The organism is Streptomyces zhihengii (genome assembly GCF_016919245.1).
In the GTDB taxonomy this organism is placed as follows: domain Bacteria; phylum Actinomycetota; class Actinomycetes; order Streptomycetales; family Streptomycetaceae; genus Streptomyces; species Streptomyces zhihengii.
In genome coordinates this window covers 2,094,705-2,121,688 of the sequence record NZ_JAFEJA010000001.1, presented here as the reverse complement: position 1 = coordinate 2,121,688, position 26,984 = coordinate 2,094,705, and the positions used below count along the sequence as shown (strand labels likewise).

The 26,984-nt window shown below is 76.2% G+C and carries 8 protein-coding genes and 1 pseudogene; 7 read left to right on the top strand and 2 right to left on the bottom strand.

Features of this window, described 5'->3' with window-relative positions; genetic code table 11:
* Positions 1 to 10: 10 nt before the first annotated feature.
* From JE024_RS42540 to JE024_RS08620, 7 genes and pseudogenes are all read left to right on the top strand, one after another.
* A pseudogene (locus JE024_RS42540) lies at positions 11 to 6,943 on the top strand (type I polyketide synthase); the annotation flags it as partial.
* Between the two features lie 168 nt (positions 6,944 to 7,111).
* Positions 7,112 to 11,392, top strand: coding sequence for an acyltransferase domain-containing protein (locus JE024_RS42535; RefSeq protein ID WP_443742869.1), 4,281 nt, complete (start codon positions 7,112 to 7,114; stop codon positions 11,390 to 11,392).
* Positions 11,389 to 12,879, top strand: coding sequence for an MFS transporter (locus JE024_RS08660; RefSeq protein WP_205373048.1), 1,491 nt, complete (start codon positions 11,389 to 11,391; stop codon positions 12,877 to 12,879). Before JE024_RS42535 ends, JE024_RS08660 begins: the two co-directional genes overlap by 4 nt.
* 14 nt (positions 12,880 to 12,893) lie before the next feature.
* Positions 12,894 to 14,336 carry a cytochrome P450 gene (locus JE024_RS08655; protein ID WP_205373047.1) on the top strand — a complete coding sequence of 481 codons (1,443 nt, stop codon included), beginning with the start codon at positions 12,894 to 12,896 and terminating at the stop codon, positions 14,334 to 14,336.
* A gap of 208 nt (positions 14,337 to 14,544) precedes the next feature.
* Positions 14,545 to 15,129, top strand: coding sequence for a DUF2867 domain-containing protein (locus JE024_RS08650; RefSeq protein WP_205373046.1), 585 nt, complete (start codon positions 14,545 to 14,547; stop codon positions 15,127 to 15,129).
* 270 nt (positions 15,130 to 15,399) lie between these two features.
* Positions 15,400 to 24,591, top strand: a complete 9,192-nt coding sequence (locus tag JE024_RS41910) for a type I polyketide synthase (RefSeq protein ID WP_280521550.1) — start codon at positions 15,400 to 15,402, stop codon at positions 24,589 to 24,591.
* A 43-nt stretch (positions 24,592 to 24,634) separates the two neighbouring features.
* Complete coding sequence (locus JE024_RS08620; protein WP_205373045.1) at positions 24,635 to 25,792, top strand: acyl-CoA dehydrogenase family protein; 1,158 nt, start codon at positions 24,635 to 24,637, stop codon at positions 25,790 to 25,792.
* A gap of 193 nt (positions 25,793 to 25,985) precedes the next feature.
* Here the strand turns inward: JE024_RS08620 and JE024_RS08615 are convergent, their stop codons facing one another.
* Both JE024_RS08615 and JE024_RS08610 read right to left on the bottom strand, forming a co-directional pair.
* Entirely contained in the window at positions 25,986 to 26,180 is a 195-nt protein-coding gene (locus JE024_RS08615) for a hypothetical protein (RefSeq protein WP_205373044.1), read from the bottom strand.
* Positions 26,177 to 26,842 carry a class I SAM-dependent methyltransferase gene (locus JE024_RS08610; protein ID WP_205373043.1) on the bottom strand — a complete coding sequence of 222 codons (666 nt, stop codon included), beginning with the start codon at positions 26,840 to 26,842 and terminating at the stop codon, positions 26,177 to 26,179. The genes JE024_RS08615 and JE024_RS08610 overlap by 4 nt, the downstream gene beginning before the upstream one ends.
* Between the last annotated feature and the right edge of the window lie 142 nt (positions 26,843 to 26,984).

Sequence of the window (26,984 nt, the reverse complement as noted above, 5' to 3'; positions counted from 1 at the left end):
AAACGAAGGAATAGACATGGCCACCGACCAGAATCAGCTCGTCGAGGCGCTCCGCAAGTCCCTCAAGGAGACCGACCGGCTCCGTCAGCTCAACAAGCGGCTGCTCGCCCAGGCCGGTGAGCCGCTGGCCATCGTCGGCATGAGCTGCCGCTACCCCGGCGGCATCACCTCGCCCGAGGAGCTGTGGGAGCTCGTGGCGTCGGAACGCGACGCCATCTCCGGCCTGCCCAACGACCGGGGCTGGGACCCGGAACGCATCTACGACCCGAGCATGACCCGCCCGGGCTCCGTCTCCACCAGCGGCGGCGGATTCCTCGACGGCATAGCCGAGTTCGACGCCGAGTTCTTCGGCATCAGCCCCCGCGAGGCCCTCGCCATGGACCCGCAGCAGCGACTGCTGCTGGAGGCGTCCTGGGAGGCGTTCGAGCACGCGGGCATCGACCCCACCTCGCTGCGCGGCAGCGACACCGGCGTCTTCTGCGGCGTCGGCACCAGCGACTACTGCACGGTGCCCGCGGGCAGCCTGCCCCACATCGAGGGCTTCCAGCTCACCGGCGGCGCGGCCAGCGTCTCCTCCGGACGCATCAGCTACGTGTTCGGCCTGGAGGGCCCGGCGGTCTCCGTCGACACGGCGTGCTCCTCGTCGGCCGTCGCCCTGCACATGGCCGCGCAGGCCCTGCGGGCCGGCGAGTGCTCGATGGCGCTCGTCGGCGGTGTGACGGTGATGTCCGGGCCGTTCCTGCTCGCCGAGTTCAGCCGCCAGCAGGCGGTGTCCCCGGACGGCCGCTGCCGCGCCTACGCGGCCTCCGCCAACGGCACCGGATTCTCCGACGGCCTCGGCCTGGTGGTCCTGGAGCGCCTCTCGGACGCCCAGCGCAACGGCCGCCGCATCCTCGGCCTGATCCGGGGCACCGCGATCAACCAGGACGGCGCCTCCAACGGCCTCACCGCCCCCAACGGGCCCTCCCAGGAGCGGGTGATCCGCCAGGCGCTCGCCAACGCCGGACTGCGCCCCGGTGACGTGGACGCCGTCGAGGGCCACGGCACCGGCACCGTCCTGGGCGACCCGATCGAGGCGCACGCCCTGCTGGCGACCTACGGCCGCGAGCGGGACAACGGCCCGCTGTGGCTGGGCTCGATCAAGTCCAACATCGGGCACACCTCGCTGGCCGCGGGCGTCGCCGGTGTCATCAAGATGGTCATGGCGATGCGCAACGGCGTGCTGCCGCGCACCCTGCACGTCGACGAGCCCTCCCCGCACATCGACTGGGAGGCCGGTGACATCGAGCTGCTGACCGAGGCACGCCCGTGGCTCGCGGGGGAGCGCCCCCGCCGTGCCGCCGTGTCGTCGTTCGGCGTCTCCGGCACCAACGCGCACATCGTCCTGGAGGAGGCGCCCGCCGAGACGCCCGCCGAGGACGCCGCGCCGGCGCGGCCGATGCCCGCCGTGCCCGTGACCGTGTCCGGCCGCACCGCCGCCGCGATGCGCGCCCAGGCCGACCGGCTCCGGGCCCACGCCCTGGCCCGGCCCGAGCTGTCCCTCACCGACCTCGGCTTCTCCACCGCGACCACCCGGGCCCACCTGGAGCACCGCGGTGTCGTGGCGGCGGCGGGCCGCGCGGACCTGCTGACGGGGCTCGCGGCCCTCGCCGCCGGCGAGCCCTCCCCGCTGACCGTCGAAGGCCGCGCGCTCCCCGGCGCCAAGCCGGTGTTCGTGTTCCCGGGCCAGGGGGCGCAGTGGGAGGGCATGGCGGTCGGACTGCTGGACTCCGCGCCGGTGTTCGCGGCGGAGATCGCGGCGTGCGGTGAGGCGCTGGCGGAGTTCGTGGACTGGCGTCTGGAGGACGTGCTGCGCGGCGCCCCGGGGGCGCCGTCGCTGGAGCGCGTGGACGTGGTGCAGCCCGCGCTGTTCGCCGTGATGGTGTCGCTGGCGGCGCTGTGGCGGTCGTACGGCGTGGAGCCGTCGGCCGTCGTCGGCCACTCGCAGGGGGAGATCGCCGCCGCGTACGTGGCGGGCGGTCTGTCGCTGAAGGACGCGGCCCGGATCGTGGCGGTGCGCAGCCAGTTGGTGCGCGACCGGCTCGCGGGCCTGGGCGGCATGATGTCGGTGGCGCTGCCGGTGACCGCCGCGGAGGAGCTGATCGCTCCGTACGCGGGCCGGGTGTCGGTGGCGGCCGTGAACGGCCCCTCGTCCGTCGTGGTGGCGGGCGAGCCGCAGGCGCTGGACGAGATCCTCGCCGCCTGCGAGAGCGACGGTGTGCGCGCCCGCCGCGTCAACGTCGACTACGCCTCCCACTCGGCCCAGGTGGAGACCGTCCGGACCGAGCTGCTGGCCGCGCTGGCCCCCGTCGAACCCACCAGCGGCCGGGTGCCGTTCCACTCGACGGTGACCGGCGGCCTCATCGACACCGCGACGGCGGACGCCGGCTACTGGTACCGCAACCTGCGCGCCCAGGTCGGCTTCGAGCCCGCCGTCCGCGCGCTCGTCGACAACGGCACCGGCTGCTTCCTGGAGATGTCACCCCACCCCGTGCTCGCCCTGGCCGTGGAGGGGACGATCGCCGACCACGGCACCGACCGGCGCGTCGGCGTCGTCGGCTCCCTGCGCCGCGGCGAGGGCGGCCTGTCCCGCTTCCTGCTGTCCCTCGGCGAGGCGCACACCGCCGGTGTCCGCACCGACTGGGCCGCCGCGTTCGACGGAGCCGGCGCACGGCAGGTCCCGCTGCCCATCTACGCCTTCCAGCACAAGCGGTACTGGCTCGACGCCACCGGACTCGCCGACGCCTCCGCCGTCGGCCTCGGCCCCGTCGAACACCCCGTGCTCGCCGCCGCCGTCGAGGTCGGCGACCGCGACGAGTGGATCCTCACCGGCCGCGTCTCCCACCAGGGGCAGCCCTGGACCCGGGACCACGCCCTCTTCGGCACCACCGTCCTCCCGGGCGCCGCCCTGCTGGAGCTGGTGCTCTCCGCGGGACGGCACCTCGGCTGCGACCTGATCGAGGAACTGGCCCTGGACGCCCCGCTGGTCCTCGGCGACGACAGCGTCCGCGTCCAGGTCACCGTCGGCGCCGCCGACGCCGAGGGCCGCCGCGAGGTGGCCGTCTGGTCCGGCACGGACACCGTCGGCGGGCCGGACGGCGACACCGTCCGCCACGCCCGCGGCCGGATCGCCCCCGGCGCCGAGCCGCCGGCCGCCCGGCAGTCCGCCTGGCCGCCCGCCGGAGCCGAACCCGTCCCGGTGGACGCCCTGTACACGGCCCTGGCCGAGGCCGGACTCGACAGCGGCCCGCTGCTCCAGAGCATCCAGGCGGCGTGGACCCTCGGCGACGGCACCTACGCCGAACTCGCCCTGCCCGAGGGCACGGAGCCCGGCGGCTACGCCGTCCACCCGGCCCTGCTGGAGTCCGTGGTCCACCTCGCCCACCGGCCCGGCGCCGCCGCCGCGCCGTCCGCCGCCTCCTGGTCCGGCCTGCGGCTGGCCGGCGAGGGGACCGGAGCGCTGCGGGTGCGCCTGACACCGGCCGGTGAGGGGGCACTGCGGCTCGACGCCTTCGACACCGAGGGCGCGCCCGTCGCGCACGCCGAGCGGATCGCGCTGCGCCCCGCCGAGCCGCCCCGCGAGGGGCAGCGGCGCCGCGCCCAGGACGCGCTGCTCCGCCTGGACTGGACGCCGCTGACGCCCGCCGCCGCCGAGCCGGTGCCCGTCGCCGCCCTCGGCACCGCCGAAGGCGCCGCGGACGGTGCCGGCGAAGGCGCCGCGGACGGTGCCGGCGAGCGCCACGCCGGTGTCGCCGCGCTCGAACAGGCCGCCGCCGACGGCGCGACGGCGCCCCGGCTGGTCCTGGCCTCCGTCGCCACCCCCGCCGGGCCGGTGCCCGCGGCGGTGCGCGAGGCCGCCGCGCGGGCCGCGTCGCTGGTCCGGCAGTGGCCGGCCGGCGGCCCGCTGGGCGGGACCACCCTCGTGGTGCTCACCCGCGGCGCGGTCGCCACCGGCGACGAGACCCCCGACGCCGCGCAGGCCGCGGTCTGGGGCGTCGTCCGGGCCGCGCAGTCCGAACACCCCGGCCGCTTCCTGCTGGTGGACACGGACACGGACCCGGACACGGACCCGGTCACCGAGCTCGACACGGACCCGGTCACGGACCCGGAAGCCGCCGGCGACACCGGCACCGCCGCCGACGGCCTCCCGTGGGCCGCGCTGCACGCCCTGGACGAGCCGCAGCTCGCCCTGCGCGGCGGCCGCGTCCTCGCGCCCCGGCTGACGAAGGCGGGGGCCACCGCCACCACCACCGCACCGGCGCCCGTGGACCCGGACGGCACCGTGCTGATCACCGGAGCCTCCGGAGCACGGTTCGCCGAGCACCTCGTCACCCGGCACGGCGCCCGCCACCTCGTGCTGGCCGCTCCCGCGGACGGGACGGACACCACCGCCGAGGCGCTCCCGGCGGAGCTGCCCGCCGCGCTGGAGGCCCTCGGCGCCGATGTGCGCGTCGTCGCCTGCGACCTCACCGACCGGGACCAGCTCGCCCTGCTGCTGGACTCCCTGGAGCACCCGCTCACCGCGGTCGTCCACTCCGCGGGCGACCCCGTCTCCGGCCTGATCGAGACCCTCGACGACGCGGACCTCGACGGCGCGCTGCGCGCGTCCGTCGAGACGGCCTGGCACCTCCACGAGCTGACCGCGGGCGGGGAACTCGCCGCGTTCGTGCTGTTCTCCTCCTTCGAGGGCCTGGCCGGCACACCCGGCCGGGCGGCGGCCTCCGCGGCCGGCGCCTCGCTCGCCGCCCTCGCCGGGAGCCGCCGTGCCGCCGGGCTCCCCGCCACCGCGCTCGCCTGGGGCCACCGGGCCGGCGACGAGGCGGGCGACCTCGGCGAGGCCCGTCTCGCCCTCGCGGCGCAGGCCGGCATCCTGCCGCTGTCCGCCGCACTGGCCCACGAGCTGTTCGACCGCGCCGTCGCGGGCGAGGAGCCGCTGCTCGCCGCGGTCGACCTCGACCCCGCGGTGCTGCGCGAGCAGGCCAGGGCCGGACTGCTGCCCGCCGTGCTGCGCGGCGTCGTCCGCGTGCCCGCCCGGCGCGCCGCCGCCGGCGGCGGCCTGGCGCGCCGGCTGGCCGAGGTGCCCGAGGCCGACCGGGAGGGCGTGGTGCTCGACCTGGTCCGGGCGCAGGCCGCCGCCGTGCTCGGACACGACTCCGCCGACGGCGTCGACGGCGAACGCGCCTTCAAGGAGCTGGGCTTCGACTCCGTCAGCGCCGTCGAGCTGCGCAACCGCCTCTCGCGGAGCACCGGCGTGCCGCTGGCCGCCACGCTCGTCTTCGACCACCCGACACCGCTGGCCGTCGCCCGGCTGCTGCTCGCGCAGGCCGAGGGCACCGAGGAGCAGGCCCGGCCCACCGCCCAGCGGCGCGCCGGCACCGACGACGAGCCGCTGGCCGTCATCGGCATCGGCTGCCGCTTCCCCGGCGGCGTCACCTCCGCCGAGGAGCTGTGGGAGATCGTGGCCGAGGGCCGCGACGTGATCGGGCCGCTGCCCGGCGACCGCGGCTGGGACCTGGAGCGGATCTACAGCCCCGACCGCGAGCGCACCGGCACGACGTATGCGCGCGGCGGCGGATTCCTGGCCGGCATGGGCGACTTCGACGCCGAGTTCTTCGGCATCAGCCCCCGCGAGGCCATGGCCATGGACCCGCAGCAGCGCCTGCTGCTGGAGACCTCCTGGGAGACCCTGGAGCACGCCGGCATCGACCCGACCAGCCTGCGGGGCACCGACACCGGTGTCTTCGCCGGCATCACCGGATCCGACTACGGCATCCTCGTGCCCGACGACTACGAGGGCTACCGCGTCACCGGCACCATGGCGAGCGTCGCCTCCGGCCGCATCGCCTACACCCTGGGCCTGGAAGGGCCAGCCGTGTCGGTGGAGACGGCCTGTTCCTCCTCCGGAGTCGCCCTGCACATGGCCGCCCAGGCCCTGCGCAACGGCGAGTGCTCGCTCGCCCTCGCGGGCGGCGTCACCTTCATGACGACGCCGATCACCATGACCGAGTTCAGCCGCCAGGGCGCCAACTCGCCCGACGGCCGCTGCCGCGCCTACGCGGCCTCCGCCGACGGCACCGGCTTCTCCGACGGTCTGGGCCTGGTGCTGCTGGAGCGCCTGTCGGACGCCCGGCGCAACGGCCGCCGCATCCTGGGTCTGATCCGGGGCACCGCTATCAACCAGGACGGCGCCTCCAACGGCCTGACCGCGCCCAGCGGTCCGGCGCAGGAGCGGGTGATCCGCCAGGCGCTCGCCAACGCCGGACTCACCGCCTCCGAGGTGGACGCGGTCGAGGGCCACGGCACCGGCACCGTCCTCGGCGACCCGATCGAGGCGCACGCCCTGCTGGCGACCTACGGCCGCGAGCGCGACGGCGACCCGCTGTGGCTCGGCTCCATCAAGTCCAACATCGGCCACACCTCCGGGGCCGCCGGCGTCGCCGGTGTCATCAAGATGGTGATGGCGATGCGCCACGGCGTGCTGCCGAAGACCCTGCACGTGGACGAGCCCTCGCCGCACATCGACTGGCGGTCGGGCGACGTCGCGCTGCTGACCGAGGCCCGTGAGTGGACGGCGGACGGCCGTCCCCGGCGGGCGGGTGTGTCGTCGTTCGGCGTCTCCGGCACCAACGCGCACATCATCGTCGAGGAGGCGCCGCCCGCCGGGATCCCGGGCGCGGACGCCACCGGGCTCCCCTCCCCGTCCCCGGACGCGTACGCCACCGGGATCCCGTCCCCGGCCGCCTCCGAGGCCGCCGCGTCCCCGGACACCGTCGTCCCCGTGCTGCTGTCCGCCCGCACCGGGCCGGCCGTCCGCGCCCAGGCCGAACGCCTGCGCCGCCACCTGCTGGAGCACCCGGACGTCACCGTGCCGGACCTGGCGTACTCCCAGCTCACCACCCGCGCCCGCCTGGAGCACCAGGCCGTGCTGGTGGCCGGGGGCCGCGACGAACTGATCGCCGAGCTGGCCGCGTTCGCCGTCGGCGACGTCACCGAGCGCACCGCGTCCGGCCGTCCCGCCGCCACCGCGAAGCCGGTGTTCGTCTTCCCCGGCCAGGGCGCGCAGTGGGAGGGCATGGCGGTCGGACTGCTGGACTCCTCACCGGTGTTCGCCGCCGAGATCGCCACCTGCGGCGCGGCGCTCGCCGAGTTCACCGACTGGCGCCTGGAGGACGTGCTCCGCGGTGCGCCCGGGGCGCCGTCCCTGGAGCGCGTCGACGTGGTGCAGCCGGCGCTGTTCGCGGTGATGGTGTCGCTGGCGGCGCTGTGGCGGTCGTACGGCGTGGAGCCGTCGGCCGTCGTCGGCCACTCGCAGGGCGAGGTCGCGGCCGCGTACGTGGCCGGCGGTCTGTCGCTGCGGGACGCCGCCCGGATCATCGCGCTGCGCAGCCGGATCGCCCGCGACCGGCTCATCGGCGCGAGCTGCCTCGCCTCCCTCGCCCTGCCGGCCGAGCGGGTCGAGCGGCTCATCGCCCCGTACGGGGACCGGATCACCGTCGCCGCCGTCAACGGGCCCGCCGCCGTGATCGTCGCCGGTGACCTGGAGGTCATCGACACGCTGGTGGAGCAGTGCGAACGCGAGGAGATCCGCGCCAAGCGGATCCCGGCCACCTTCGCCTCCCACTCGCCGCACGTCGAGCCGGCCCGCGAGGAGATGCTGGCGGCGTTCGCCCCGGTCGAACCGCGCGGCGGCACCGTCCCGCTCTACTCCACGGCCCTCGGCGAGTTCGTCGACACCGCCTCCATGGACGCCGCCTACTGGTACGCCAACCTGCGCAACCCGGTCGGCTTCGAGCCCGCGATCCGGGCGCTGGCCGAGGACGGCGCCGGCTGCTTCCTGGAGATGTCCCCCCACCCGGTGCTCGGCGTGGCGATGGAGGAGACCGTCGCCGCCGCCGGCGCGGCGCGCGTCGGTGTCGTCGGATCGCTGCGCCGCGGGCAGGGCGGCCCGCACCGCTTCCTGCTGTCCCTCGCCGAGGCCCACATCGCCGGGGTGCGGGCCGACTGGCACGCCGCCTTCGAGGGCCCCGCCGCCCGGCGGGTCCCGCTGCCCACCTACGCCTTCCAGCGCAAGCGGTACTGGCCGGCGTCCCGCCCCGCCGCCGGCGACCCGGCCCTCTCCGGCCTCGGCCGGGTCGGGCACCCGGTGCTCACCGCCGGGATGCGGCTCGCCGACCGTGACGAGTGGGTGCTCACCGGGCGGCTGTCCCACGAGACCCAGCCCTGGCTGCGCGACCACGCCGCCTTCGGGCTGCCCGTCGCCCCGAACACCACCCTGGTCGAACTGGCGCTGGCCGCCGGACGCGACGTCGGCGCACCGCTGCTCGACGAGATGATGTTCGAGGCACCGCTGCTGCTGCCCGACGGGGCGGCGCTCCAGATCCAGGCGATCGTCGGCGCCCCGGACGCCGACGGCCGCCGCCCGGTCACCGTCCACTCGCGCCCCGACGGGGACCAGCTCGCCGACGCCACCCGGCACTGCGCCGGCCGGCTCGCCCCCGACACGGAGCCGGCGGCCGGCTGGGCCGGCGCCTGGCCGCCCGCCCACGCCGAACCGGTGGCCGTGGACGCGCTGTACGAGGCGCTGGCCGCGCTCGGTCTCGACTGCGGCCCGGCGCTCCAGGGGGTGCGGGCGGCCTGGCGCTCCGGCGGCGAGGTCTTCGCCGACCTGGCGCTGCCCGACGGCACCGGCGCCGCCGGATTCGGTGTCCACCCGGCGCTGTTCGAGTCCGCGCTCCACTGCGGTCAGCTCGGCTTCACCGACGGCGACGTGCCCAAGCTGCCGGTCTCCTGGGCCGGTGTCCGGCTGGCCGCCCCCGGCGCCGCCGGGGGCCGGGTGCGGGTCGCCGCCGACGGCGACGCCCTGCGGCTGGAGCTGTTCGCCGAGGACGGCTCGCTCGTCCTCGCCGTCGACCGGGTCGCCTTCCACGACGTCGACCCGGCCCATCTGGAGGAACTGCGCGGCGCGCAGAGCTCGCTGTACCGCGTGGACTGGGCGCCCGTGACGGCCGCCGCGGCCGTGCCGGTGCGGCTGGCCGTGCTGGGCGACGCGGAGGCCGGTCAGCCCGCCGACCGGTACCCGGGCCTCGGTGAACTGGCGGACGCCGTGGCCGCCGGGGCGCCCGCCCCGGGGGCCGTGCTCGCCGCGGTCACCGCGCCCGCGGGTGACGGCCTCCTGGCGGTGCGCGCCGCGGCCGCCGAAGCGGAGGAGCTGGTGCGCCGGTGGGCCGACCTCGGCCCGGCCGGCGGTGTGCTGGCCGTGACCACCCGCGACGCGGTCGCCGTCCGGGACGGGGAGGTGCCCGACCCGGCGCAGGCGGCGGTGTGGGGTGTGCTGCGCGCCGCGCAGTCCGCGCACCCGGGCCGCTTCCTGGCCGTGGACACCGACGGCACCGCGCTGCCGGAGTGGGGCGCCCTGCTCGGCACCGGCGAGCCGCACCTGGCGGTGCGGGCGGGCCGGCTCGTCGCACCCCGGCTGGCCCTGGTGCCCGCCCCCGCCGGAGCCGACCTCCCGGGAGCGGACGGCACGGTGCTCCTCACCGGCGGCGCGAGCCCCCAGGGCGCTGCGCTGGCCCGGCATCTGACCGGCCGTCACGGTGTGCGGGACCTGCTGCTGCTCGGCACGGCCGGGGAAGGCCCAGACGCCCGGGCGGCGCTGGACGCGCTGGCCGGGGAACTGTCGGGGGCCGGGGCGCGGGTACGCGCCCTGACGGCGGACGCCGACGGTCTGGCGGAGGTGCTCGGCTCCCTGACGGCCCCGCCGACCGCGGTGGTCCACGCGGCGGACGGACCCGGCGGCCTCGAACTGGCCGCCCGCCTGGACGCCCTGACGGCGGGGGCCCCGCCGGCCGCGTTCGTCCTCTTCGCCTCGTTCGCCTCCCTCGGGGGCGGCGGGCGGGCCGGCGACCCGGCGGCGGACGCCGCCGCCGAGGCCCTGGTCCGGCGGCGCCGCGCCGCCGGTCTGGCGGGCACCGTGCTCGCCTGGGGTCCGTGGACCGCCCAGGACGGGGCCCCGGGTGTCACCGGCTTCGCGGCCGACCGGGTGCCGGCCCTGTTCGACCAGGCCCTGGCCGCGGACGCGCCCCTGCTGGCACCGGTGCGCCTCGACCAGTCGGCCCTGCGGGCCGAGGCCCGTACCGGCGGCCTTCCGGCCCTGCTGCGCGGTCTGGTCCGTCTCCCGGCCCAGCGCGCGGCCGGCGGCGGTTCGCTCGCCCAGCGGCTGGCCGGCGTGCCCGACGCGGACCGGGAGCGGGTCGTGCTCGACCTGGTCACCGCACAGGTCGCGGCCGTCCTCGGCCACCAGGGCGAGGACGCCGTCGACGCCGAGCGCCGGCTCAAGGACCTCGGCATGGACTCCATGAGCGCGGTGGGGCTGCGCAACCGGCTGGCCCAGGCCACCGGCCTGAGCCTGCCCGTCTCGTTCGTCTTCGAGCACCCCACCCCGGGCGAGATCGCCCGGCAGCTGCTCAAGCGGGCGGGATCGGCAATGCCGGAGGCCGCGCCCGCGGCCGGCGGCGGGACGATCGGCCGTCGGCTCCGGGACGCCGCGGGCGACGGGACCCTCACCGAGGCCCTGCGGGAACTCGTCGAGGAGGCGGGCGCCCGGCCGGTCTTCGCGTCGGCCGCCGAACTGCCCGGCACCGACGGGCACATCGCCCAGCTCGCCTCCGGCCCCGGCCGGGTGAAGATCGTCTGCGTGCCGTCGTACGTCTACGTGGTCGGCTCCGGCCAGGAGCAGTTCGTCCGCCTGGCCGACCGCTTCGACGGCGAGCGGGACGTGCACGTGTGCGCCCTGCCGGGCTTCGGGACCGGGCTCTCGCCGCGGTCCCGGGAAGCCGCCGTCACGATCCTGGCCGACGCGATCCGCGCGGCCGTCGGCGACGCCCCGTTCGTCCTGGCCGGCTTCTCCATGGGCGGTGTCGTGGCGCGCGCGCTCGCGGCACACCTCCAGGCCCGGGGCACGGCTCCCGCCGGCCTCGTCATGATCGACACGCTGGCCCTCGACGGCGACGGCGACGGCGACGGGACGGGCGCGGACGACACCGCCGGACGGGCCTTCGCCGGCCTGCTGGGCGGCATCCTCACCGGGGAGCGCCGCGACATCACCGTCGACGACGCCTCCTGGCTCTCCATGGGCGCCTATCTGCGCCTGTTCACCGGCGCCCCCGCGGAGCCCGTCTCCGCCAGGACCCTGATGATCCGGGCGACCGAGCCGCTCGGCGGCGCCGCGGCGCCGGACGACACCCGGTGGGAGACGGCCGACGCCCATGTCGCCGTCGAGGCCGGTCACTTCGCCCTGATGGAGGACGCCGCCGGGGCGACCGCCGACGCGATCGAGAGGTGGATCGAGGCATGAGCGGCGAAGGGGGGTTCCACGGCGGCGGCCGGGGCAGGCACCGGCGCACCCGGACGGCGGACCGGGGCCCGGGCGGCTACAGGCTGCGCCGGATCCTGTCGATCACCGTCATCCTCATCGGAGTGTTCATCTCCGCGGTCGACATGCTGATCGTGAACATCGCGTTCCCGAGCATGCAGGAGTCGTTTCCCACGGCCACCCTGACCGGCCTGTCCTGGGTGATGAGCGCCTACGCGATCACGTTCGCCGCGCTGCTGCTGCCCAGCGGCCGCTGGGCGGACCGATCCGGCCGCAAGCAGGTCTTCCTGCTCGGCCTCGCCCTGTTCACCGGGGTGTCGGCGGTGTGCGCGGCGGCGCCCTCCCTGGAGGTGCTCGTCGCCGCCCGCGCCGTCCAGGGCGTCGGCGCCGCGCTGATGGCGCCCAGCTCGCTGGGCCTGCTGCTGGGGCTGTTCGCCCCCGAGAAGCGCGGCATCGCGATCGGGCTGTGGACCGCCGTCGGCGGCGTCGGCTCGGCGGCCGCGCTGCCGCTGGGCGGGCTGCTGGCGGAGATCGACTGGCGCTGGGTCTTCGTGGTCAACCTGCCACTGGGCACGGTGGCCCTGCTGATCGGCGCCTGGTCGCTGCGCCGCTCCGCCCGGGAGGCCGGCCCCGTGCCGGACCTCGCCGGCAGCGCGGTGCTCGCCGTCTCCGTCGCCGCGGTCGTCGCCACCATCGCCCAGGGCCAGTCCTGGGGGTGGACGAGCCCGGAGGTCGCCGGACTGTCGGTGGCCGGCGCGCTCGGCCTGGTCTGGACGGTGCGCCGCGCCGGGCGGCACCCGGCGCCGGTCTTCGAACCGGAACTGCTGCGGATCAGGACCATCGCCCTCGGCAACGTGGCGACCGGCTTCTTCTTCATGGGAGTCGGCGCGATGGCCCTGTCCACCATCCTGTTCCTCACCCAGGTCTGGCAGCACTCCACGCTGCGCGGCGCGATGGAGATCGCGCCCGGGCCGGTGTGCGCCGCGCTGTGCGCCGTGCCCAGCGGCATCCTGTCCGTCCGCCACGGCGTCCACCGGGTCGGCCCCGTCGGCGCCGCCGCCTTCGCGGGCGGCGGTCTGTGGTGGACCTACGCCCTCGACGGCACCCCGGACTTCACCGGCCACTTCCTGCCGGGATCGGTCATCGGCGGCATCGGCTTCGGCCTCATCCTGCCCGCGCTGGCCGCCTCGGCGACCCTCTCCCTGCCGCCGGAGCGGGTGGCCACCGGCACCGGCATGGCATCCATGTCCCGCCAGATCGGCATGGCCGTCGGCGTCTCCGTCGTCGCGGCCGTGCTCGCGGGACGGCCCGACCTCACCTCCTTCCGCGCCGCGTTCCTGATCATGGCCGGCGCCGCCATCGTCAGCGGGCTCGCCCTGTTCGCGATCGGCCCGGTGCGGCGCCCCGCGCCCACCGGACCGGCCGCCGGACCGCAGCCCGAGCACATGACCCGAGCGACAACGAGATAAGGAAGCACGAACACATGGACCACACCAGCAACGCCCACGACACGGCCGTCGCTTCCGGAGGCACGTGCCCGGTCGACCACTCCGCGCCGGCCGCGCAGACCACCGTCCCGTCGTCCTCGCTGCCCATGGTGGAATCGGCGCGGCTGCGCCAGGTGCTCGGCATCTGGGCCCGCCCCGAGCCGTTCCTGAAGCAGTGCCGCGCCGCGTACGGCAGCCGCTTCCGGGTCAAGATCATCCCGGGCATCCGGATCCACGTCATATCGGCTCCGGAGGACGTCAAGCGGATGTTCCTCGCGCCCCGCGACGTGCTGCACACCGGATCCAGCAACGGCCCCATCGAGAAGTGGACCGGCCAGAACGGTCTCGCCTGGCTGGACGAGGACGCCCACACCGCCCGGCGCCGCGCCGTGATGCCGAGCTTCCGCGGCGACGCGCTCAAGCGCGTCGAGCGGGCCGTCTACCAGCTCGCCAAGGAGACCGTCGCCTCCTGGCCCCGGGACCGGGCCGTCTCCGTGCACCCGTACGCCCACCGCTACACCACCCAGGTCATCATGGAGGTCCTCTTCGGCGAGCACCGCCCCTCCTGCGAGGACGCGATGTTCCAGGAGGTGATGAAGATGCTGGAGTTCAACTCCCGGCCCGCCTCCATGACGATGTTCCACCGCATGCCGGCCTGGCGCGTGAAGATGCTGCGCCTGCTGCGCCCCAACGGCGTCAACGAGTTCCTCACCCGCCGCGACCGGGTCTACCGCATGGTCGACGCCGCCATCGAGGAGCGGGCGCGCTCCGGCGCCGAGGGCGACGACCTGCTCGGCGTCATGCTGGGCATCACCAACGCCGACGGCTCCAAGCCCAGCCGCGTCGAGATGCGCGACGAGATCATGACGCAGTTCCTGGCCGGCACCGAGACCACCGCCGCCGCGATCTGCTGGTCCATGGAGTTCCTCACCCGCCACCCGGAGGTCGTCGAGCGGCTGCGCGCCGAGATCGAGGCCGGCGAGGGCGACGAGTACCTCACCGCCGTCGTCCACGAGGTGCTGCGGCTCGGCCCGCCGATCCAGCAGATCGTGCCCCGCGAGGTGGTCAAGCCGATCGACATCGGCGGCGTCCGCTACGAGCCCGGCGACCGCCTGTGGGCCAGTGCCTACCTGCTCAACCGGGACGAGCACAACTACCCCGACCCGGACGCGTTCAAGCCGGAGCGCTTCCTCGGCGTCAAGCCGGGCTCGCACACCTGGATCCCGTTCGGCGGCGGCCACACCCGCTGCCTCGGCGACCGGATCGCCTTCGTGGAGCTGAAGGCGACCCTCACCGAGATCCTCACCACCCTGGACGTGGAACGCGCCGACGCCAAGCAGGAGTTCGCCCACAGCCGCACGGTCGTCAACATCCCGAAGAACGGCGCCCGGATGATCTTCCGGCCGCGCCGGGTGCGGGCCACGACCGGTACCCGCTGACCGCGCCGCCACCGGCGCGCCGGGCGCCGGCCGCGGGGGCCGGCGCTCCGGCCCGGCGTCCCGTACCGGCCCGGTAGGTTGGTCCCGCGGAACGCCGCCGGCGCACTCCGGCGGCGTTCGTGGGCCATCCGATGCGACCCGCCCGCCCGGCGGACAGGTCAGGCGCGCGTTCCGCCGCGCGTCCGTTCCACACGAGATGGAGGATTGCATGAGGCTCCCCGACACCGCGTTCACCGAGCGGCCGTGGAGGGTCCACGAGTTCATCAAGGACTTCGAGATCGAGGACGTCTGGCACCTTCAGACCCCGGGAGGCCCCGACGACCTGGCGCTCCTCGTGGCGCAGTTCGACAGCGACGGGGCCGACTTCAAGCCCTCGCCGATGTACAAGCTGCTGTTCGCGATCCGCTGGCGACTCGGAGCGATCCTCAAGTGGGACGGCAAGGAGCACGGCCTCGGGCCGCGCAACCCCTCGCTGCGCGACCGCCTGCCGGACGACCTGCGGGACGGCCCGCGCGGCCCGGACATGAAGGTCGTGCCGCTGAAGTCGGTCTACCAGTCGAAGGACGAGTGGGTGACCGAGGTCGTCAACAAGACCGTCCACGCCGCCATGCACATCGGCTGGGTCGACGACGGCAAGGGCGGCCACCACGCGGTGATGGCCATCCTGGTGAAGAAGAAGGGCACTCTGGGGAAGGTCTACATGCCGCTGATCCTCCCGTTCCGGCGTGTCTTCGTGACCCCGTCCCTGGTCAAGGCGATCGGCCGCTCCTGGCGGACCCGCACGGCCCGCTGACGGCCCGCCGGCCCGCACGGTCCGCCGACGGCCCGTCGCCCGTCGCCCGCCGACCCCGGCGCGGCTCGGCGCTTCGGCGTTTCGGCGTTTCGGCGTGAAGGCCCCTTGTCCCGCAGCCCTCCGGGCGCGGGACAAGGGGCCTTCCGCGTCCCCGCGGCCCCGCCCCCGCCCCGCACGGCCGAAATTCGCCGGACCGGCACCCGCGGAAATGTATCTGCGGACGGCGTCCGCGGATCGTGCAGGCAAAGGGGTAGAAAGGGCTGGAGCTCTATGGGCGGGAACGAGTACGGGCAGGGGCTCACCGGGATGGACCGGAACGCCGTCGCCGTCGTCGGAATGTCGTGCAGGGTCCCGGGCGCCGAGGACGTGCGCTCGTTCTGGCGGATGCTGAGGGAGGGGCGCCACGCGATATCCGGCGCGCCGCCCGGCCGGTGGCCCGCGGACATCGACGAGCTGGCGCGCCATCCGCAGGCCGGATTCGTCGACGGCGTCGCCGACTTCGACGCGGAGTTCTTCGGCGTCTCGCCGCGCGAGGCCCAGGTGATGGACCCGCGCCAGCGCATGGTGCTCGAACTGAGCTGGGCGGCCCTGGAGGACGCCTTCCTCCCGCCGGAGAGCCTGCGCGGCAGCGCCACCGCCGTGTTCCTCGGCGCCACCGGGGACGACTACGCCTCCCTGGTGCACCGTCAGGGCGGGGACGCGCTGTCCCACCACTCCGTCGCCGGTCTCAGCCGCGGCCTGATCGCCAACCGGGTCTCGCACCATCTGGGCCTGCACGGGCCGAGCCTGACGGTCGACACCGCGCAGTCCTCCTCGCTCGTCGCCGTCCACATGGCCTGCGAGAGCCTGCGCTCCGGCACCGCGCGGCTGGCACTCGCCGGCGGTGTGCACCTCAACCTGGTGCCGGAGAGCACCATCGCCTTCGCCCGCGCCGGCGCGCTGTCGCCGGACTGCCGCAGCCACACCTTCGACGCCCGCGCCAACGGCTTCGTCCGCGGCGAGGGCGCCGGCGTGGTGGTGCTCAAGCGCCTCGCCGACGCGGTCGCCGACGGCGACGAGGTCCACTGCGTGCTGCTCGGCGGCGCCGTCAACCACGACGGGCCGGGCGCGCTCACCGTCCCCAGCGCCGAGGCGCAGGCCGCTCTGCTGCGCGCCGCCTGCCGCGACGCGGGCGTCGACCCCGCCGAGGTGCGGTACGTCGAACTGCACGGCACCGGCACCCGGGCGGGCGACCCCGTCGAGGCGAGCGCCCTGGCCGCCGTCCACGGCGAGCACCGCGACGCCGGCCGCCCCCTGCTGGTCGGCTCGGTGAAGACCAACATCGGCCACCTCGACGCGGCGGCGGGCGTGCTGGGACTCATCAAGGCCGCCCTGTCGGTGCGGCACGGCGTGCTCCCCGCCAGCCTCAACTACGAGACGCCGAACCCGGACATCCCGCTCGACGCGTGGAAGCTGCGCGTCAACGCCACCGCCGCGCCGTGGCCCGACGGCCCGCGCCTCGCGGGCGTCAGCTCCTTCGGCATCGGCGGCACCAACTGCCACCTCGTCCTCACCGCCCCGGCCCCGGCGCCCACGGCCCGGCCCGCCGACGTGTCCGCCGCGGACGGGATGCACGCGGCGCGGGCGGCCGGTGCCCCTGCGCGAGGCGGGTCGCCTGTGGCGCAGGCACGCGCCGACGGAGCCGACGCCCTCGCGGTGCAGGACCCCGCGGCGCGGGCCGCCGATGCGCCTGCGCACGGCGAAGACGCCGTGGTGCGGTCCGCCGACGCGCCTGCGCGGGGCGAGGACCGCGCGCCGGGGACAGCCGACGCCCCCGCGGACGGGAGCCGCGCGCCGGAGGCCGCCGGTTCGCCCGCCGCAGCCGACGGTCACGCGGCGCACGCCGCCGACGCCCCCGCGCGAGGCGGGTCGCCGGGGGAGCAGGCACCCGTGGCCCGCGCCGACGCCCCCGTGGCCCGGGCGGCCGGTGCGGGTGCCGACGCCCCCGTGGAGCAGCCCCCCGCCGCCGGCTCCGCCGGCACCCCCCTGCCCGTCACCGTGTCGGCGCGCAGCCCCCGGGCCCTGCGGGCCCAGGCGCGTGAGCTGCACGCGCGGGTGCGGGACGACGCGGGGCTGCGCCCGCTGGACGTCGGGTACTCGGCCGTCACCACCCGGTCCGCCCTGAAGAACCGCGGCGTCGTCCTCGCCGCCGACCGCGGCGAACTGCTCGACGGACTCGCCGCGCTGGCCGACGGCACCCCGTCGCCGCGCGTCGTCACCGGCACCGCCGTCGACGGCGGGCGCGTGGTCTGGGTGTTCTCCGGGCAGGGCGCGCACTGGGTCGGCATGGCCCGGGGCCTGTGGGAGACGAACGACGTGTTCGCCGCCCGCATGGACGAGTGCGAGCGCCTGCTCCACGAGTACGGCGGCTTCTCGCTGCGCGAGGTGCTCGGCGACGAGGCCGCGCTGCGGCGGATGGACGTCGTGCAGCCCGCCCTGTTCGCCGTCATGGTCTCGCTGGCCGAGGTCTGGCGCGCGGCGGGCGTGACGCCCGACGCCGTCATCGGCCACTCGCAGGGCGAGATCGCCGCCGCCACCGCCGCCGGCATCCTCTCCCTGGCCGACGGCGTGCGCCTGATCGTGGCCCGGGCCCGGGTCATCACCGAGAAGCTGTCGGGACGCGGCCTGATGGCCGTCCTCGACCTGCCCGCCGACCAGGTGGACCGGCCCGGCGTCGCCGTCGGGGCCGTCAACTCGCCCGGCACCGTGGTCATCTCCGGCGACCCGGACGGGGTCCGCGCGGCCGTCGAGGACTGCCGCGCCCGGGACGTCCGCGCCCGGATCGTCCCCGTCGACTACGCCTCCCACTGCGAGCACGTCGAGTCGATCCGCGACGAGGTGCTCGCCGGCGTCGCCGGGGCGGCGACCCGCGACACCGGGGTGGCCTTCTGGTCCACCGTGGTCGCCGGCCCGCTCGACCCCGCCGCCCTCGACGCCGAGTACTGGTACCGCAACCTGCGGGAGCCCGTGCGGTTCGCCGACACCGTCGAGGCGCTCGCGGCCGACGGCTACGGGGTGTTCGTCGAGGTCAGCCCGCACCCGGTGCTGACCATGCACATCGCGGCCACGGTCGGGTCCGCGATCGTGCAGCCCACGCTGCGCCGCGACGAGGACGAGACCCGCCGCCTGCTGCTGTCCATGGCCGAACTCCACAGCCGGGGCGTCGACGTGGACTGGCGGGGCCACTTCCCGGGCGCCCGCCGCGTGGCGCTGCCCGCGTACGCCTTCCAGCGCGAGACCCACTGGGTCGCCGCGAGCGCCGCGCCCGCACCGGCGGCCACCGCCGCCCCGGCCTTCGCCCCCGTCGCCGCGCGGCCGGCCGCCCCGGCGGACGGCACGAGCGAGCGGGAGCTGTGGACGCTGGTCCGCGGCGAGGCCGCGGTGGTGCTCGGGCACACCGACACCGAACGGATCGGCGCCGACAGCACCTTCAAGGAGCTGGGCTTCGACTCGGTGACCGTCGTCCAGCTCCGCGACCGGCTGAACGCCGCGACCGGCCTGGAGATGCCGGCCTCGCTGGCGTACGACCACCCGACACCCGCCGCCGTGGTGCGCCATCTCGGCGAGCGGCTGCTCGGCACCGCGGACGCCCCGGCGGCCCGGGAGCGGACCGCGCCCGCCCCGGCCGGCGACGAGCCGATCGCGATCGTGGGCATGAGCTGCCGGCTGCCGGGCGGGGTGAGCACCCCCGAGGACCTGTGGCGGCTGGTCGCCGACGGCGTCGACGCGATCACCGGCTTCCCCGAGGACCGGGGCTGGCCCGCCGACACGGACCCGGGCTTCGTCCCCGCCGGCGGATTCCTCGACGACGCGGCCGACTTCGACGCGGGCTTCTTCCGTATCAGCCCCCGCGAGGCCCTCGCCATGGACCCGCAGCAGCGGCTCGCCCTGGAGGCCGTCTGGGAGGCGCTGGAGAACGCGGGCCAGGACCCGGCCGCGCTCCGCCGGACCGGCACCGCCGTGTTCATGGGCGCCATGGCCCAGGACTACCTGCCGAGGCTCCAGGACGTCCCGGAGAACCTCGCGGGGCACGCGCTCACCGGTGGATCCGGCAGCGTGGTGTCCGGGCGCATCGCGTACTCCCTCGGCCTGGAGGGCCCCGCCGTCACCGTCGACACGGCCTGCTCCTCCTCGCTGGTCGCCGTGCACCTCGCCGCCCAGTCGCTGCGCTCGGGAGACAGCTCCCTCGCGCTCGCCGGCGGCGTCACCGTGATGTCCACCCCCGGCATGTTCACCGAGTTCGCCCGGCAGGGCGGGCTGGCGGCGGACGGCCGCTGCAAGGCGTTCTCCGACGAGGCGGACGGCACCGGCTGGTCCGAGGGCGTCGGCGTGCTGGTGCTGGAGCGGCTGTCCGACGCGCGCCGCAACGGCCGCCGCGTCCTCGCCGTGCTGCGCGGCAGCGCGATCAACCAGGACGGCGGCAGCAACGGTCTGACGGCGCCCAACGGCCCGTCCCAGGAACGCGTGATCGAGCAGGCCCTCGCCTCGGCGAACCTCCCCCCGGACGCGGTGGACGCGGTCGAGGCCCATGGCACCGGCACCGGCCTCGGCGACCCGATCGAGGCCCAGGCGCTGCTCTCCGTCTACGGGCGCGACCGCGAGGACCCGCTGTGGCTGGGGTCCCTCAAGTCGAACATCGGCCACACCCAGGCGGCGGCCGGCGTCGCCGGCGTGATCAAGATGATCATGGCGATGCGCGCGAACGTGCTCCCGCGGACGCTGCACGCGGAGCAGCCCACGCGCCGGGTCGACTGGTCGTCGGGCGCGGTGCGGCTGCTCGACGAGCAGCGCGACTGGCCGTCCGTCGCCGGCCGCCCGCGCCGCGCGGGCGTCTCCTCCTTCGGCATCAGCGGCACCAACGCGCATGTGATCATCGAACAGGGTGACCTCCCGGCGCCGGCCGCCCCCGCCGAGGCCCCGCCCCGCGGCGCCCTGGTCTGGCCGGTCTCGGCCCACAGCGCCAAGTCCCTGGCCGCCCAGGCCCGCAAACTCGCCACGTCCCTCACCTCCGCGACCGCCCCGGCCACCGGCGCCGACACCGGGGCGCCCGCGCCGGGGACCACCGAGGCCACCGGCTCCGAGCCGGGGACCCTCCTCTCCGGAACCGTCTCCGCCCTGGCCACCGGCGCCGACACCGGGGCCCTCGCTTCCGCGACCGGCCCCGGGGCCACCGCCCGCACGGGGACAGCCACGGCCCCCGCTGCCGGGGGCCTCGCGCCGGGGACCACCGAGGCCACCGGCTCCGAGCCGGGGACCCTCCTCTCCGGAACCGTCTCCGGCCGGGATGCCGCCCCCGCTGCCGGGGCCCTCGCGCCGGGGACCACCGAGGCCACCGGCTCCGAACCGGGGACCCCCCTCTCCGGAACCGTCTCCGGCCGGGATGCCGCCGCCGACACCGGGGCCCCCGACACCGGGGCCCCCGCGCCCGGGACCGCCCCGGCCACCGAGGCACCGGCCCTCACCGGGACCGCCGGGGCCCCCGTGGCCCCGGCCCCCGACACCGGGGCACCTGCCTCCGGAACGGCCCCCGCCACCGGTGCCACCCCCGGCGCGGACGCCCCCGCCACGGGCACCCCCACCCACGCCGCGGCGGCGCAAGCCGCCCACGCCGCCCACGCCGCGGGTGTCGCCCTGGCGCTGAGCACCGGACGCACCGCCTTCGACCACCGGGCGGTGGTCGTCGGCCGGGACGGCGCGGAGCTGCTCGCCGGGCTGGAGGCGCTCGCCGAGGGCCGCCGTGACGCCGCCGTGGTCGCCGGTCACGCCCCCGCGGCGCCCGGCGTCGGTGTGCTGTTCTCCGGACAGGGCAGCCAGCGGCTCGGCATGAGCCGCGAACTGATCGCCGCCTTCCCGGTGTTCGCCACCGCCTGGCGCGAGGTCTGCGCCGCGCTCGATCCGCACCTGGAGCACCGCGTGGACGACGCGGTGGCGGCCGAGCCCGGCTCCGCCGGGGCCGCCCTGCTCGACGGCACCGCGATGACGCAGCCCGCGCTCTTCGCCTTCGAGGTGGCCGCCTACCGGCTGCTCACCTCGCTCGGCGTCGAGCCGGCCGTCCTCGTCGGCCACTCCATCGGCGAACTCGCCGCCGCCCATGTGGCCGGGGTGTTCTCGCTGGAGGACGCCGCCCGGCTGGTCGCCGCCCGCGGGCGGCTGATGGGCGCGCTGCCGCCCGGCGGCGCCATGGTGGCCGTGCAGGCCGGCGAGGACGAGGTCCGCGCCGCACTGGCCGGACACGAGCACGCCGCCTCCGTCGCCGCCGTGAACGGCCCCGCCGCCGTGGTCGTCTCCGGTGAGGAGGACGTCGTCGCCGGGATCGCGGCGACCCTGGCGGCCGACGGGCGCAAGACGACCCGGCTGCGGGTCTCGCACGCCTTCCACTCGCCGCTGATGGACCCGATGCTGGACGAGTTCCGGCAGGTCGCCGACACCGTCGCCTACGCGCCCGCGCGCATCCCGGTGGTGTCCGACGTGACCGGACGCGTCGCCGAACCGGGGGAGCTGGAGGACCCGGCCTACTGGGTGCGGCACGTCCGCGAGGCCGTGCGCTTCGCCGACGGGGTCGCCGCCGCGGTCAAGGCCGGCGCCGGCATCCTCGTCGAGGCCGGCCCGGACGGCGTGCTGTCCGCGATGGCGGGCGACACCCTCGCCGACACCGGGACGACGGCGGTCCCCCTGGTCCGCAAGGACCGCCCGGAGGCGCGCGCGGCGGCCGAGGCCCTCGCCCGGCTCCACGTCGCCGGCGTCCCGGTCGACTGGCCGGCCTACCTGGCGGCCGTCGGGGTGAGCGGCGTCCCCGCCGACCTGCCCACCTACGCCTTCGACCACCAGCGCTACTGGGCGCGGCAGGCCGAGCCGGCGGGCGATGTCGCGGGCGCCGGACTGGACCCGGTCGCCCACCCCTTCCTGTCCGCGGTGACCGAGCTCGCCGCCGCGGACCGGCTGGTGTTCAGCGGCCGGATCGACCCCGCGGCCGACTCCTGGCTGGCCGACCACGCGATCTTCGGCACCACCGTCTTCCCCGGCGCCGCCGTGGTCGAGACGGCGCTGCACGCCGCGGGGGCCACCGGCTGCCCCGCGGTCGAGGAGCTGACCCTGCACGCGCCGCTGACCTTCGCCGACGGCGCCGTGCGGCTCCAGGTCGTCGCGGGCGAGGCCGGGCAGGGCGGACGGCGCCCGGTCGAGGTGTACTCCCGCCCGGAGTCCGTCCCCTCGGGCGGCTGGACCCTCCACGCCGACGGCCACGCCGTCCCCCGCCCCGTCGCACCGCCCGCCGCGGCGGAGCAGTGGCCGCCGCGGGACGCCGTCCCGGTCGACCTGCCCGCCCTCTACCCGGAACTGGCCGGCCGCGGCTACGGATACGGCCCGGCCTTCCAGGGGCTGCGCGCGCTGTGGCGCCTCGCGGACGATATGTACGCCGAGGTCGAGCTGCCCGATCACGTCCCGCACGCCGCGGACGGGTTCGCCGTCCACCCGGCCCTGCTGGACGCGGCGCTGCACCCCGTCCTCACGCTGGTGGCGTCGGACGACGCCGACCGGGCGATGCTGCCGTACGCCTGGTCGGGCGTCGCCTGCCACGCGCCCGCCAGCGGCCCGCTGCGGGTGCGTGTCGCCCGGCTCGGCGCCACCGAGGTGTCGGTGGCGGTCACCGCCCCCGACGGTTCGCCCGTGCTGACCGTCGAGTCGCTCGCGCTGATGCCGGCCTCGGCCGGCCGGCTGGCCGGCGGCTCGGCCGCCGACTCCCTGTTCACGGTGCGCTGGTCCCCGGTGGACCCGGCCGCCCACCGGGCCGCGCCGGGCGCTGCGCCCGCCGACGTCGTGCACATCGGCGCCGGCACCGGTGACGCCCCCGAGGCGGCCCGGGCGAGCGCGGGCGAGGCGCTCGCCGCGGTGCGCCGCCGCCTGGAGGAGCACCACGACCGGCCCCTGGTCGTGGTGACCGCGAACGCCGTCGCCGTCCTGCCCGGCGAGGCGCCCGACCTGGCCCTCGCCCCGGTGTGGGGCCTGGTGCGCTCCGCCCAGGGCGAGCACGGCGACCAGTTCGTCCTCGTCGACACCGACGGCAGCGACGAGTCGCTGCGCGCCCTGGAGACCCTGGACGTCCGGGTACCCGAACTCGCCCTCCGCCGGGGCCGCGCCTACGTCCCGGGGCTGATCCCGGTGCCCGCCGCCACCGCGCCGCGTCCGGCCTTCGACCCGGACGGCACGGTGCTGCTCACCGGCGCCACCGGAGGACTGGGCGCCCTGCTCGCACGGCACCTGGTCACCGGGCACGGGGTGCGCAACCTGCTGCTGCTCAGCCGTTCCGGCGCGCCCGGCCCCGCCGCCGAGCTCACCGCGCTCGGCGCGCACGTCACCCACGCGGCCTGCGACGTCTCCGACCGGGAGGCGCTGGCCCGGCAGCTCGCGCTGATCCCGCCGGACGCGCCGCTGACCGCGGTCGTGCACATGGCCGGTGTCCTCGACGACACCACCGTGGAGTCGCTGACCCCGGAGCGCATCGACCGGGTGTTCGCGCCGAAGGCCGACGCGGCCTGGCATCTGCACGAACTCACCGAGGGCACGGACCTGTCGGCCTTCGTGCTGTACTCGTCCGTCGTCGGGGTGATCGGCAACGCCGGCCAGGCCAACTACGCGGCGGCCAACGCCTTCCTGGACGCGCTCGCCGAGCACCGCGCCGCCGCGGGCCTGCCCGGTGTCTCGCTCGCCTGGGGCCCGTGGGAGATCGGCATGGCGAGCACCCTCGGCCAGGCCGACCTGGCGCGCTTCCGCCGCCACGGCATGGCGCCGCTGGCCGCGGAGAAGGGCACCGCGCTCTTCGACGCCGCCCTCGCGGCGCGCGAGACGCTCCAGCTCCCGCTGGAGATCGACCGGTCGTCGCTGTGGCAGGACACCGTGCCCGCGCTGCTGCGCACCCTGGCGCGGCGGGCCCCGGCCGCCCCGCCCGCCGTCGCCGCGGCCCCGGCCGCCGACGCGGCGGGGGAGGAGGACGGCCTGTCCCCGATGGCACGCCGGCTGGCCGGCCTCGCACCGGAGGAGCAGCGGGAGGAGCTGGTGACGCTGCTGCTGGAGACCGCGGCCGTGGTCCTCGGCTATCCGTCCGCCGACGACATCGACGCCGACATGTCCTTCCAGGAGATCGGGTTCGACTCCCTCAGCGGTGTCGAGTTCCGCAACCAGGTGAAGCAGGACACCGGCGTGCACGTCCCGGCGACGGTGATCTACAACTATCCGACCCCCGCCGCACTGGCCGAGCGCCTGCGGGAGCTGCTGTTCCCCGAGCCGGATCCCGTGCGGTCCGCGGACGGGGCCGGCGGCCTGCCGGAGGAGGGCGCCGAGCCCGGCGGCCCGGACGGCGCCGACGACCTCGACGAGATCGACGACCTGGACATCGAAGCGCTCGTGCAGCGGGCGATCTCCGAATGAGCAACCCGTGCACCCGGGTGACCGACGTGGAAATGGTGAAGTGATGAAACCGGAAGACCTGAAGGCCGTGCGCGCGTTCGTCAAGGAGTGCCTCGACGGGCGGCACACCGAGCTCGACGCGCTCGACGACAAGCCCTCGGACGTCTACGAGCGCTTCCGCGAGACCGGACTGGCCAACTGGTGGCTGCCCGAGGAGTTCGGCGGCCGGGGCCTCACGCTGGAGGACAGCGTCGAGATCGTGAACGAGATCGCCTACGGCGACGCGGGCGCGGCCTTCACCCTGTTCATCTCGGTGCTCGGCACCAGCATGGTGCAGCTCTACGGCTCCGACGAGCTGAAGGCCCGCTACCTCGAACCGATGGCGGCCCGCGGCTCGTTCTGCGCGACCCTCGGCAGCGAGCGGGAGGCGGGAAGCGAACTCGGCCGCATCGGCACGGTGGTGCGGACCGAGGGCGACGAACTCGTCGTCACGGGCGAGAAGTTCTTCTCCACCAACACCGACTTCGCCGACTTCCTGATCGTCGTCGCCCGCTCGGCGGAGGACTCCGAGGCGTACCACGCCGTCCTGATCCCGCGCGACACCCCCGGCGTCGAGATCGTGAAGCGCTGGGACGTCATCGGCCTGCGCGCCTCGCACACCTACCAGGTCGCCCTGAACGACTGCCGCGTCCCCGCCGGGAACCGGCTCGACGGCTCCGGGCTGCGGCTGCTGGAGATCGGCCTCAACGCCAGCCGCATCCTGATCGCGGCCACGGCCATCGGCATCGCCCGCCGCGTCCGCGACCACTGCATGACGTACGCCCGCACCAAGCCGCTGCGCGACGGCGTCCTCATGGACAACCCCGTCTTCGCGCAGCGGCTGGGGCAGATGGAGATGTGGATCGACGTCATGAAGAGCCACTGTCTGCGTGCCGCGCGCGACTACGACACCGTCATGGCCGACCCCTCCGCCCCCGCCCTCTTCCACCGCCAGGGCACCCTGAAGTCCGCCCTGACCGCCAAGATGTTCTGCGGCCAGGCGGGCTGGGAGGTGGCCTCCGTGGGCTCGGAGATGTTCGGCGGCCTCGGCTACACCGACGACCTCCCCATCGGCAAGCTCCTGCGCGACGTCCGCTACGTCTCCGTCGTCGAGGGCGGCGATGACGTCCTGCGCGACCTCCTCTACAGCCGCTACGTGATCCCGGTTCCCCGCCGCTCGTAGCCGGTGCCGTGCGACGCGGGCCGTCATCCCGTGCGGGGGTGACGGCCCGCGTCGTCGCGCGTGCCGCTTCGCGGTGCCGGCAGGACGGGCCGGCGAGGGGCGTCGCGGTGCGGGGAGTTCGTCGCCGGCGAGGGGCGCGGGGAGACCGTGGCCGGCGAGGGGCCCGGTCCGCGGACCCACCCGCCGCCGGTGCTCAGCCCCTGGAGGCGATCAGCACCCCGAAGACCAGCACACCGAACGCGATCGTGGCCGCGGCCAGCAGCAGCGCGCCGCCGACCACCGCGGCGATGGCGGCCCAGCCGAGCTTCTCCGCGCGGGCCGCCTTGCGCAGCACGTCGGCGTGGTCCGTGTCGTCGTGCCGGTCGTCCGTGCCCGGGGGACCGGTCACGGCACCTCGGCCTCGAAGAGGGCCGTGCAGCCGTGGACGGTGAGCCTGTGGTCCGGGAAGCGGGCGGACAGCTCCGCGCGGAGGTCGTCGAGGCTGTCCTCGGCGTTGTGCATCACACCGCGCCAGTTCCACAGCGGGACGACCGCCCGTGCCGCCGGTCCCACCGGCACGCCCTTGCCGAGGACGGTGGCGCCGAAGATCCGGCCGCCCGGGCGGACGCAGGCGGCGACGTTGTCCAGCACGACGGCCTTCTCGCGGATGGTGCCGGGCACGCAGTGCAGCAGGAAGTTCAGCGAGGCGGAGCCGAAGGAACGCTCCGGGAGCGGCAGGGGCTCCAGTGCGTTGGCCCGGACGGTGGTGACGTCGAAGCGGGCCAGCCGGCGGGCCGCGTGCCGCAGCGAGTGCTCGTTCAGGTCGGCCAGGGTGATGGACTGCCGCGGCGCGGTGCGGCAGGTGTCCAGGAAGTAGCCCGTGCCCACCCCGACGTCCAGGTGCTCGTCGGACACGTTGCGGTCGAACATCGCGACCACCTCGGGCACCGGGACGCGGAAGAGGAACCGGCAGTTGATCCTGAAGGCCACGAGGTCGTAGAGCGGCAGGGTCCACGGCCGGTAGATGGCCTGGCCTGCGCGTACCTGGTCCGGGTGGGGCGAGGTGGTCACGTGGAACCTCCGGCCAGAGGGGGCGAATCCGTCTGGCTCCGACTATACGCGGCACAAGTGGCCGCAATCGCGGCGCACTTGCCCCGCGCGGTGCGCCGCACACGCGCCGGCCGGCCCGGGCGGATGCCCGGACCGGCCGGCG